Source organism: Streptomyces sp. NPDC001617 (assembly GCF_053596855.1).
This window is the reverse complement of sequence record NZ_JBSFHA010000042.1, coordinates 1-11,124: the sequence shown is the minus strand read 5'-3', so window position 1 is coordinate 11,124 and position 11,124 is coordinate 1. Positions and strand designations below refer to the sequence as shown.

General features: G+C 70.1%; 10 protein-coding genes and 2 pseudogenes. 6 read left to right on the top strand and 6 right to left on the bottom strand.

Annotation, left to right across the window (positions count from 1 at the left end; translation table 11 throughout):
- Positions 1-25 precede the first annotated feature (25 nt).
- From ACWC09_RS28470 to ACWC09_RS28460, 3 genes are all read right to left on the bottom strand, one after another.
- Entirely contained in the window at positions 26-517 is a 492-nt protein-coding gene (locus ACWC09_RS28470) for a universal stress protein (RefSeq protein ID WP_450853678.1), read from the bottom strand.
- 100 nt (positions 518-617) lie between these two features.
- Positions 618-2,249, bottom strand: a complete 1,632-nt coding sequence (locus ACWC09_RS28465) for a hypothetical protein (RefSeq protein WP_450853676.1) — start codon at positions 2,247-2,249, stop codon at positions 618-620.
- A 236-nt stretch (positions 2,250-2,485) separates the two neighbouring features.
- On the bottom strand, positions 2,486-2,701 hold the full coding sequence (locus ACWC09_RS28460) for a DUF4177 domain-containing protein (RefSeq protein ID WP_450853674.1): 216 nt from the start codon (positions 2,699-2,701) through the stop codon (positions 2,486-2,488).
- 117 nt (positions 2,702-2,818) lie between these two features.
- On the opposite strand from ACWC09_RS28460, the gene ACWC09_RS28455 reads away from it, so the two are divergent.
- Positions 2,819-3,577 carry a DUF4097 family beta strand repeat-containing protein gene (locus ACWC09_RS28455; RefSeq protein WP_450853673.1) on the top strand — a complete coding sequence of 253 codons (759 nt, stop codon included), beginning with the start codon at positions 2,819-2,821 and terminating at the stop codon, positions 3,575-3,577.
- Between the two features lie 20 nt (positions 3,578-3,597).
- On the opposite strand, the gene ACWC09_RS28450 is transcribed toward ACWC09_RS28455, so the two are convergent.
- Positions 3,598-5,208: a purple acid phosphatase family protein gene (locus ACWC09_RS28450; protein ID WP_450853671.1), complete on the bottom strand. Its 1,611-nt coding sequence runs from the start codon at positions 5,206-5,208 to the stop codon at positions 3,598-3,600.
- A 266-nt stretch (positions 5,209-5,474) separates the two neighbouring features.
- Between ACWC09_RS28450 and ACWC09_RS28445 the strand changes: the two genes are divergently transcribed.
- From ACWC09_RS28445 to ACWC09_RS28425, 5 genes and pseudogenes are all read left to right on the top strand, one after another.
- Complete coding sequence (locus ACWC09_RS28445; protein ID WP_450853669.1) at positions 5,475-5,792, top strand: hypothetical protein; 318 nt, start codon at positions 5,475-5,477, stop codon at positions 5,790-5,792.
- A gap of 67 nt (positions 5,793-5,859) precedes the next feature.
- Positions 5,860-6,216: a PRC-barrel domain-containing protein gene (locus tag ACWC09_RS28440; protein WP_450853794.1), complete on the top strand. Its 357-nt coding sequence runs from the start codon at positions 5,860-5,862 to the stop codon at positions 6,214-6,216.
- A gap of 40 nt (positions 6,217-6,256) precedes the next feature.
- On the top strand, positions 6,257-6,430 hold the full coding sequence (locus ACWC09_RS28435) for a hypothetical protein (RefSeq protein WP_450853668.1): 174 nt from the start codon (positions 6,257-6,259) through the stop codon (positions 6,428-6,430).
- 125 nt (positions 6,431-6,555) lie between these two features.
- Positions 6,556-9,192, top strand: coding sequence for an alpha-L-rhamnosidase-related protein (locus ACWC09_RS28430; protein WP_450853667.1), 2,637 nt, complete (start codon positions 6,556-6,558; stop codon positions 9,190-9,192).
- 142 nt (positions 9,193-9,334) lie between these two features.
- A pseudogene (locus ACWC09_RS28425) lies at positions 9,335-9,705 on the top strand (ribonuclease BN); the annotation flags it as partial.
- Positions 9,706-9,836: 131 nt separating this feature from the next.
- Here the strand turns inward: ACWC09_RS28425 and araD are convergent.
- Together araD and ACWC09_RS28415 are read right to left on the bottom strand one after the other, a co-directional pair.
- On the bottom strand, positions 9,837-10,565 hold the full coding sequence (gene araD / locus ACWC09_RS28420; RefSeq protein ID WP_450853665.1) for an L-ribulose-5-phosphate 4-epimerase AraD: 729 nt from the start codon (positions 10,563-10,565) through the stop codon (positions 9,837-9,839).
- Positions 10,566-10,593: 28 nt separating this feature from the next.
- Positions 10,594-11,124: pseudogene (locus tag ACWC09_RS28415) on the bottom strand (L-arabinose isomerase); the annotation flags it as partial.

The following is an 11,124-nucleotide window of genomic DNA, read 5'->3' as shown; positions in this document are numbered from 1 at the left end:
GGTGGAGCGACCGTTCATCACACGTCTACCGACCAGGCGGGGGAGGAGGCGGAAGCTCGGCGACGTCGGGGGCGGCTTCGGGCCAGACCAGAAGGACGGGACAGGGCGCGTGGTCGACGACGAAACGGCTCGCCGGACCCAGACTCTTCGGCCCGAGCCGGCCGCGGTCCCCGTCCCGGGCCAGGATGAGCAACTCCGCGCCCTCGGCCGCCCGCACGACCTCCCGCTCGACGCGGCCACCGCGCTCGATGCGGCTGCACGGTCGGCCCAGCCGGTCGGCCGCGGCCCGCAGAAGCCGGTCGGCGGACTCGGCGGCCAGATGCTCCACCTGGATACCGGGATCGCGCTCCGGATGACCGCGCCCGAGCAGACCGGCGAAGGCACCATGCGCGATGTCCGGGACCTCGTGCCCGCTCACATGCAGCAGGACGACGTCCGTGTCCGCTCCGACGTGCGTACGGGCGGCGTCCACACACGAGGTCCAGGTGCCTTCGACGATCCATACGAGGACGGCCATGTGCTTCCCTCCGGCCAGCGGGCTCCCCGGTCCCGTTCCCTGACATGCGCTGCACCCCCACAGTGCCACGACAGGGCCCGGCCGCCCCGCCGATCGACGGTCATGTCCGAGGAGTCTGCAGCCACCAGCGAGCGGACACCCGTACGGCAGGAGGCATGGCGGTGTCCTTCCGCACGGTGTGCAGAATCCCCGACTCGCCCGCTCTGCCGATCGCGTAGACCAGCCGGTCCAGCACGGAGGCATGACCCGGACGGCTTCCTTGGTGCCAGGCGGTGCGGTGGCGCCCCAGAGCCCGCGTCCAGAAGGCGGGAGGACTCGTGCCGCCTATGTGCCCCAGGGCGTGGGCGGCCACATCCGTGATGGTCGTCGAGGCGCGGGGATCGACGACCAGGGCCTCCACCGCCCACCGCTCGGTGGGCCCTCCCAGCTTGCGGAGTGCCTGCAGCAGGGTGGTCACCCACAGCTCGTCACCGAGAAGCCAGGTCGCGGACAGCTCTTTCAGCAGCGTGCGCGCCACAGGAGCACGGTAGGGGCTGGCGTGGATCAGGGTGGCGGCGTACAGGCGCACGTCGAAGACCGGATGGAAGAGGGCTTCCTCGATCAGCGCGGGCAGGATGAGGTCGTGGTAGCCGTCCGGCGGGGTGTCCATGCGCGCGCACGCCTCATGCGCGAGACGCTGGGAGACGATCCGGGCGTTGTCGCGAGCCGCCGGCCGAAGAGCGGGGAGGGCCTTCTCCTGCTGCTCTTCGGTGAGCACGTGCACGGCGTGCCGGTGTTGCCGGGGCGCCGGTATCTGGCGCAGCACGGACACGACGAGTTCCCGTGTCTCGGCGTTCAGATCCGCGCCGGAATCGGCCAGTACCCCGGCGAGGGTCTGCGACAGGGCGGTGAGCTGCGCGCCGTTGAAATGCCCGTAGTGAATCTTTCGTACGCAGGCCATCAGCGCGCCCTTGAACACGCGGTCGTCCGCGGGAGAACGCAGATGGCGCATCACCTGAAGTCCCGCGTCGGCACGCTCGCTTCCGTCGTACATACAGACCGTGCCGATCAGGCTCTGGACGCTGCGGTCGGCGACGACGGCCCGCAGCACCTCCACGGCTTCGGCGCCCAGCACGGGATGGGCGAGCATGCGGTTGAACGCCTCGAAGCGCTCCATCCAGTCCACGCCGTCCGTGATCAGCACCTCGCCGAGGAGGCGCTGGGCCGCGGTCTGCCACAGTTCGCTGGTCCCGTAGGAGAAGCGCGGGGCGGAGAAGGTGAGCGCGGTCAGCTCGTCCCACGCGCTCCCGTCGAGGACCTCCCCGCCCGCCGCGCGGCGCAGGATCTCCTCGGTCCGCCGCCAGGCCGTGCGCTCGTCGGGATGGAGCCGGGACAGCGGAAGAGCTGTGCGGGAGACCGGCGCGTAGTACCGCAGCACGGTGTCGAAGACGGCCGTCAAGGAGCCGTTCGGACGCTCCAGGAGCAGTTCGTAGCCGCGCACGGCGTCGTACGGCACGGCGCTGAGCCCGCGTTCCCAACGGGAGACGGTGGCCGGGTGGACCCCCTGTAATCGCAGCGCGCTGAGCGCCTGGGCGAACGCCGTCTGGTTGCGCCACCGCCGCCGGCCGTGCAGGCGGCACACCCGCAGGAGCCATGCGCACCGTAATCGAGAGGTGAGCGTGAGGGAGTTGCCCGCTCGGGAGGGAGATGTCGGCGGCCGCCCCCGTGTGCGCGCTGTCGCGCCCTCTGCCATACGGGAATGGTAGATGTTTTCCACCGATACGTAACGAGTGGCGGAAGCATGCAATAAATCGCGGCGGTACGCCCGTTCGGCCTTATGTTCCTTGTGCCGGACACGGCCGGCGAACCGGATGCCACGGGCATCTCAGACACGGGCGCACGCCATGCTTGGTGTGGGGAGCCGGCGCGGACGGGCGCTCGTGACCGGGGGAGGGGGTGCCCCACAGGTGTGGGGCACCTTCCGGAGGGCTACGCGCGGGGGCGTTCGAAGGTGAGGAGCAGACCCTCGACCGACCCGGGCCCGATACGGCCCTTGACGTCGGCCGAGGTGATGGCCTTCAGCCCCCAGCCGTCCTCCGCGTGCTTGTTGAGGACCTTCTCCAGCTTGTCGCTGTCCAGCGCGTCGCCGATCAGCGACTCCCTGAAGGTGACGACCTTGTACTCGTAGGCATAGGCGTTGCTCATGGCTGCGGTGTCCTTCTGCGTGTCGGTGGGGAGTGACCTGGGCCAGCCAATCACGGTGAGCCGCCGGCCGGCGTCGGCAGGGGTGATGTGGCGCCGGATCGGGGCAGTCGTACCGGCATGAAGGCGACGCGGACAAGGCGGGTGCTGGTTCCGGCCGTTGTGCTGAGCGCGCTCGGCGCCGCTGTGGCGTGTCGCGGTCACGATCGCACGGGTTCCGGCGCCCTGACCGCGCCGGAAGCCTCCGCGACCGGCGCGTCCCGCCTTGTCGTCACCACCGACGCCGGGCTGCGGCTGCGCCCGACCGACGGCCGGCGGGTCACCGTGGACGACCGTGTCGACGCGGCCTGGTCCCGCAAGGGCCGGACATGGACCCTCGACCTCTCGTGCCCCGACCGGACCCGGAGCGGTACGACCTGCCCCCGCATGCCCTACGTGAAGGTCCCGGACGGCTTCAGCATCACAGTCAGCGCCCGCAACGCGGGCGTCGACGCAGCGGGCGTCGACGCCGCGTTGGACCTGGCGACGGTCAACGGCGATGTGACGGTGACCCGTTCCGGGCACGGCGACGCGATGGTACTGCTGTCCACACGCAACGGCTCGGTGCGCGCGACGGACCTGGACGCGGGCCGACTGCGCGCGGCGACCACCAACGGGGACGTGATCCTCGCCTGCACCACGGCGCCGTCGAGCGTGACGGCGGTGACCGCCAACGGCTCGGTGGACGTCACCGTCCCGCACACCGCCCCCGCCTACCGGGTCACCGCGGACACGGTCAACGGCCGCGCCACGACCGCCGTCCCCGAGCGGAACGCCGGCCGTGGCCCGACGATGACGCTGACCACGGTCAACGGCGACATCGACGCGCGTGCGCAGTGAACCAGCCGCCTGTGCGGCCGTTACCCGGCGTGGCCGTCGGAGCGGCGGCGGTGGAGGGTGAAGGTCTCGAAGACCGACAGCTCGCCGTGGGGTTTGTCGACGTTGTAGTAGGTCACGTGCATGCGGGTGGTGTCACCGGGGTGCCGGCCGGGGTCGACGGTGAAGGCGGCGAAGCCATAGGGGTGTTCGACGTCCCGTACGCCCGTCCAGACCGCCTCCTCCTTGGTGTACGTGGAGGTGCGCTTGCCGTTGGCACCGGGGGAGGCCGAGACGGCGGTGATGACCTTGGCGGTGCCGTCGGTGAAGAACTTCTGGTTGGTGGTGCCGGAGACGCCTCCGCCGCCGAGGATCATGTGCACGGTGCCGAGGCCGGTGTCGATGGAGTCGGTGGCCTGGGAGACCGGGTGGGGGGTCAGTGTCTCGCTGCCGTTGACGACGCCCCGCACGGCGAGCGACCGCTCGTAGTTGTGCTCATGGCCGCACAGCACCAGGTCCACGCCGTAGCGGTCGAACAGGGGCCCGTACTTCTGGCGCAGGCCCAGGTCGGCGCCGTTGGCGTCCGAGGAGCTGATCATGACCTGGTGCATGGCGACGACCACCCAGTCGACGTCACCGGAGGTACGCGCGGCTTTCAACTCCTTTTCGAGGAAGGCGAGTTGGCGTCCCCCGGAGTAGCCGCTGATATAGACGTCGCCGCCGTCCTGGAGGCAGTTGTCGTCGTTCTGCAGCACGATCACCCGGACCGATCCGACGGTAAACGCGTACCACAGCCCGGCGAGTTCGGCGTCCGTCTCGGTGGAGGGCAGGTCGAAGTAGGTCTGGTAGGCGCCGAGCCCGAGCGGGCCGTTGGCCTTCTCGATCTCGTGGTTGCCGGCCGCCGGCATCCACGGACGGAACCGGGTGGAACGGCTGTTGTTGGCGAAGAAGTTGTTCCAGGTACGGACCCGGTCGACGTCGAGGTTGGCGTAGCACAGGTCGCCGTTGAGGAGATGGAAGAGCGGGGCGACCTGCTCGATGCCGGTGACGATGTCCTTCGTCGCCGGGGTGGAGTTGGCGTCGAGCGCGACGGTGCCGTCGGCGGCCCAGGTCACCTGCGGGGCGGACTGGTCGCCGAAGCTGGTGAAGGTGAACGGCGACCGCCCGCGCGGAGCGGTACGGAACGAGCCGCTGTCGGGTGTGGTGCCCTCGTGTGTGGCGAAGTAGACGTACTCCGTGCCCGGAGCGAGCCGGTCGAGCTCGGCGTGGTGGACGTAGACGGTACGGCTGGAGGTGCCGTCCACGTAGGTCACGGTCCGCGCCTTGGCGCTGGAGCCGAAGCCGCCCTCCAGGGTGCCGTAGTGCACCGCGGGTCTGTTCACCGGTCTGTCGGTGATCCACGACACCGTCATCTGGGTGCGCGGATCGGCCCCGAAGGTCAGGTGCAGTCCCTGGACCGGGGGCGCCCCGGACGAGTCCGCGGTGAGATGGAAGGCCGGGGCGGCAAGCGGGGCCGCCTCTGCCGTGCCCGCTCCCACCAGCGGAGTGACGGCCGCACCGGCCCCCGCCGTGCCGAGGAGACCCAGCGCGTGACGACGGCTGACCCCCTCGGAAGACCTCTGCGACCCGCCCGTTGTCCCCGCCCCTGCGGTCATGATGCCCTCCCTGACGAGCTGTTGAGCTGTCAACGACGGCACCCTGGCGTTCCCTGGCGGCCTTGGGGTGAACGCTGCGTTGCCAGTTGGCCATTGAGCCACGTGTGGCAGGCCGCAGCCGCCTTCCTTGCCCCTGCCTTTGCCCCCCGCTGCCCAGCTGTTGACGCGGTCGCGCGCACGGGCCCGCACAACGCCGGCGCGCCCGTCTCCTCCGGGATCTTGTCGTTCTTGCGGGGTAGGCGGGAAGGGAGCAAGGGAGGACCGCAATGACGACGTATGTCATCTCAGTGCCGGGAACGTTCACCGGCGCCGTCGGACAGGACACGCAGGCCGAGCTGGTCCGGGCGCTGCGCCCGGCGGATCCGCGTCACACGCGTCTGGGTAACGAGGCGGATCTCGATGTCCTCAGCGTCAACGACGACGGCACCTTCACCGCTCGTGTCACGATCGACGCGGACAGTGGCCCCGAGGCCGAGCGGGAGGCCCGTAGGTATGCGGAGGCCGCACTGGACGCCGTGGGCCTGGACCGGAACGACGCACCTCTCGGCCCGGCGGTGATCACGGGCATCGACTCCGACGAGTGAGCCTCCACGTACGGCTTCCGAGACATCAGGAGCGCGATCAGGGGTACCCCCACCACGGAGGCCCATGATGTTCGAGGCAGGCGACATTCGCGAATGGCGGGGTCACGACGTGGTCGACCCGCGCGGTCGCAAGATCGGTGTCCTGGAGGCGATCTACGTGGACACCGCGACCGATCAGCCCTTCTTCGCGACCGTGACGGTGGGTCTTCCCACTCGCCGGCGGCTGGTGTTCGTGCCTCTGACCGGTGCGACCGTGGGGCCCGGCTACCTCAAGATCACCCACCCCAGGGACGTGGTGAAGCAGGCCCCGGCGATCGACACCGACGGCGAGCTGCCGGCCTCGGACGAGCCGGCCATCTTCGCGCACTACGAACTCGACTACGTACCGGGAGCCGGCGGCGAACGCCGTCTGGCCCGCCGTTGAACGAACCCACGACGTACGAACCGAGCCGCCGGGAGTGCTGATGAGTGTCTTCCTCTTCCTCGTCCTCGTGGCCCTCGTCCTGGGCATCATCGGATTCGCCGCACACGGCCTGTTCTATCTCCTGGTCATCGGCGCCGTCGTGCTGCTCGCCGACCTCGCCTACGCCGCCGTGCGCTTCCGCCGCGGCGGCCGAAAGCACCGCATCGCACGCTGACCGCGCAACGCCGGGTCAGGGCAGAGAAGTTGCCAGGAATCTGTACGCCGTACCCGTCTTGATATAGCGTCGCCCTGCTCCCACGTATTGAATCGTTTCAAGTCGTCTGTGAGGGACGAGGTGCCATGACATCGAGCAGTACATCGCAGGGCCCCGCACACCCCAACCCCCGCCGCCGCACGGTCATCGTGGCCGGCGCCGTGGCCATGGCCGTCGGGCCCGCGGGTACGACCCCGGCCGTCGCGGCCCCGAGGGCGGGCGCGCGGACGGCTCCCGCGCCCGGCGCGCCACGCGTCGGTGCGGGCTGGCAGCGCTACGTCCAAGGGCCCGGGTCCCGCACCGTGCGGCCCGAGCGCGTCCTCGACTCGGCCGGTGACGTGCGCAGCCCCGAGGCACTGCTGAAGCCGGGCGGCGCCAGAACGGTGTTGCACCGTCCCCAGCCGAGCCCCGCACCGCGCTGGCCGGAAGGCAGCACGGCGGAAGCCTCGACCGCGCACGCCGGCAACAACGGCAACGACGGACGACCGCGCACCTACGACGCGGCCAACGCCATCGACGGCGACGCCGACACCTTCTGGAACGACGACACGCCGGCCGCCTTCCCCGACACCCTGACCATCACCATGCCCGAGCCTCGGCAGATGTCCGGGATCACGGTGATCTCCAACAGCGACGGAGTGCCCACCGCCTTCACGGTCGACACCTGGACCGAGGGCGCCTGGACGACCGTGGCCACGATCTCCGACAACGATGTCATCCAGCGGGCGGTGCCCTTCCGTACCCCGGTGTCGACCAGCAGGGTGCGCATCAGCGTGACGGCCGTCCAGGACACCCCTCGCGGGGCGTTCACCCGGATCAACGAAGTGTGGCCCGAGCCCGTCGAACCGCCGACACCGCCCAGCGTCACGATCGACTTCGGCAAGGTCGTCGTAGGGTATCCGCGCGTCCGCTTCACCTCCGCCTCGGACAACTCGCCCGGAGTGCGCCTGGCGTTCTCCGAGACACGCCAGTTCCTCACCGAGCGTTCCGACTTCACGCGCTCCGACCAGTCCGGCGGCGCCGGCCGGGGAACCGACCAGTTCGCCGTCCCGGCCCAGGGTGCCGACTGGACCGACCGCAAGGGCTTCCAGACGGACGACAAGGTCTACGCCGACGGACTGCACGGCTTCCGCTACCTGAGGATCACACTCGACGCCCTCGACTCCGACGCCCCGGCGGCCCAGCCCTGGGGGACGGTCGAAATCGACTCCGTCAGCCTGGACTTCACCGCCTATCTGGGCACACCGAGCACCTACCGCGGATGGTTCCTCTGCTCCGACGACGATCTCAACCGCTTCTGGTACGGGGCGGCGTACACCAATGAACTCGTCACCGACACCTTCCGCCAGGACGACGTCGATCCGCGGAACGCCTGGAGCGCCTCACTCGAGGGCAAGCTCGTCCTGCACGACGGGGCCAAGCGCGACCGCGACCCCTACGTGGGCGATCTGGCCGTATCGGCAAGGACCTTGTACCTCACCCATGACGACGCGGCGGCCGCCGCACGCAATGTGCTCGCCGACCTCGCCGACCACCAGCGCGCCGACGGCTGGATCCCACCGGCCTCCATCGCCGCCTACGCACTTCCGCTGTTCGACTATCCGCTGTGGTGGGTCACCTGCAGCTGGGACTATGTGCTGTACACCGGCGACCGGGCGTACGCGGCCCGCTACTACCCGAACCTGCTGAAGGTGCTGGACGTCTGGTACCCGAGCGTCACGGACGAGGCCGGACTGCTCAACAAGGGACTCAACGACACCGGGGGATACGGCGATTACGCCTTCCTGGGACGCGGCGGAAGGGTCACCTACTACAACGCCCTGTACGTACAGGCGCTCAGGGACGCCGCGCGGCTCGCCCGGCTGATGGGCCACGCGTCCGACGCGGAGCGCTGGACGCAACGCGCCGACGCGGTCACCGACGCGATCAACACGCACCTCTGGGACGCGGCGGCGGGCGCCTACCTCGACTCGGCCACCGGCCCGGTGCGTCACGCACAGGACGGCAACGCCCTGGCCATCACCACCGGCGTCGCCGACGCCGACCGCTCGGCATCGGCCCTCGCCCACTTCGACGCCACGACCCAACGCCCCTACGGCAACGCGTTCATGGACAACGACACACTCTTCGACGGCGCTTCCCAGCGGGTGTACGCCTTCACCTCCTATCCCGAGATCGTGGCCCGCTTCACCGCCGGGCCCATCGACTCCGCACTCGACCAGATCCGGCGCACCTACGGCTGGATGGACGACCATGACCCCGGCATCACGCACTGGGAAGGCATCGGCCCCGACGGATCGCTGTACGAGGACGCCTACACCAGCATGGCGCACGGCTGGTCCACCGGTGTCCTGCCGGCGCTGACCCACCAACTGCTGGGCGCGAGACCGACATCCCCCGGATACGCCACCTGGGAGGTGCGTCCGCATCCCGGCGACGTCGCCTGGGCGCAGGGCCAACTCCCCACCCCGCACGGCGCCTTGCGCGTCGCCTGGCAGAACTCCACACGGACCTTCCGCCTCACCCTCGATGTCCCCGGAGGGACACGGGCAACGGTCGTCCTGCCGGGGGAGGGCCGTCGCCTGACCGTGCGGGGCGGCGGTCGCCCGGTGTGGGACGGCCACCGTGGCCCGGACGACACGGTCGGCATCGTCGACGGACGTGTCACGATCTCCGAACTACCTCCCGGTACATACGACTTCACCGCCCACCAGGCCGACTGACCGCCATCCGGCGCCTGTCGCACCAGACCCGACTCCGGCGAGGGGCGGCCCGCCCCGCAGGCCACACCTCCACGGGGCGTGGGCGGGCTTGCCCGACGAGAGGACGGACGAGACGAGGCCTCCGAAGGGTGTCTGGGCCGCGGTGCTCAACGGCAGCTTGAAGACCGGGAAGTCGGCCACCGACAAGGTGCTGTCGAAATCTCGGACAGCTTGCCCCTGGCTCCGCACGCGACATCGTCCACGACATGTCGGAGGGCCGCCCCGTGTGGAAGGTCCTGCCGGTGCGGGTCGGTGTGACGGTGGTGCTCATGCTGCTGTCGGCGATCAGCGCACTGCTCGTGGTCTTCACCGACAGCGTGGTCGATCGCCGAGGTCAAGGTCTTCCGGTGGATCATCCCCGGCAGTGTGCTGGCCCTGGGGATCGGGCTGGCAGCGTCCGCCGGGTTCGCGTTCTACGTCGCCAATTTCGCCTCGTACGACAAGAACTACGGGACCATGGCCGGCACCATCCTCCTCGAGTTGGGACGAGGAGGATATTCGCCGCCTGGACGACGTCTGACCGTCCGACCGTCGGACCGGGTCAGTGGGACGTCCAGGGTGAGGACCGTTTCCGTACCGGAGCGAAACTGTGCCCCCGTTCAGCGTCAGCCGGTGGCTGCCGGCATGTCCGGATTCCCGTAGTAGGCGTCGGGGCCGTGTTTGCGGGTGTAGTGGCGGTTCAGGAGGTGTGGGGGCGGTGGGGCGGTGGGGGCGAGGGCGAGGGTGTGGAGGGCGATGTCGGCCACGGCCTCGCAGATGATGGCGTGTTCGAGGGATTTTCGGGCGTTCGGGCCCCAGGTGAAGGGGCCGTGGTTGGCGACCAGGGCGGCGGGGACCTCGATGGCCCGCTGGTCGTCCTCCTTGAGCAGGTCCACGATGATGCGGCCGGTGTTGTACTCGTAGTCGGTGGCGCACTGTTCGGGGGTGAGGTCGGGGGTGCAGGGGATGGGGCCGTTGAAGGTGTCGGCGTGGGTGGTGCCGAGGACGGGTATGTCGCGTCGGGCCTGGGCGAAGGCGACGGCGTGCGTGGAGTGGGTGTGGGTGATGCCGCCGATGGAGGGGAAGGCCTGGTAGAGGCAGCGGTGGGTCTCGGTGTCGGTGGAGGGGCGCAGTTCGCCGTCGACGACCTCGCCGTCGGACAGGCGGACGGTCACCAGGTGGTCCAGGGCGAGGTCCTCGTAGGGGACCCCGGAGGGCTTGATGACGAAGACGCCTGCCTCGCGGTCGACGCCGCTGACATTGCCCCAGGTCAGGGTCGCGAGGCCGACCTGGGGGATGGCGAGGTTCGCCGCCAGGACCTCCTGACGCAGGCCGTCACGGACGGGTACGGTCATCGCTGGTCTCCTTCGTGCTGGTCGTACGTCACAGGGCCTGGGCGAGGCGGTGGTAGGCGGCGTTCCAGCGGATTTCCTTGGCGAATTGGCCGGTGGTCGTGTTCTCGTCGATGGTGAGCAGTTCGACGCCGGTCATGGCGGCGTAGTCGGTGAGTGTCTCGAGGCCGACGGCGGAGCTGAGCACGGTGTGGTGCGGGGCGCCGGCCAGCAGCCAGCTCTCGGCCGACTCCGCGAGTGAGGGGCGTGGCTCCCACACGGCGCGGGCGACGGGCAGGAGGGGCAGCGGCTGGCTGGGGGCGATCACGTCGACGGCGTTGGCGGTCAGCCGGAACCGGTCGCCGAGGTCGGAGAGGCCGACCACCAGGGCGGGGCCGGGGGCGGCGTCGAAGACCAGGCGGACCGGGTCCTCGCGGTTGCCGATGGAGAGCGGGTGGATTTCGCAGCTGGGGCGGGCGGCGGCCACCGAGGGGCAGACCTCCAGCATGTGGGCGCCCAGGACGCGTGGGGTGCCGGGGCCGAGGTGGTAGGTGTAGTCCTCCATGAAGGTGGTGCCGCCGGG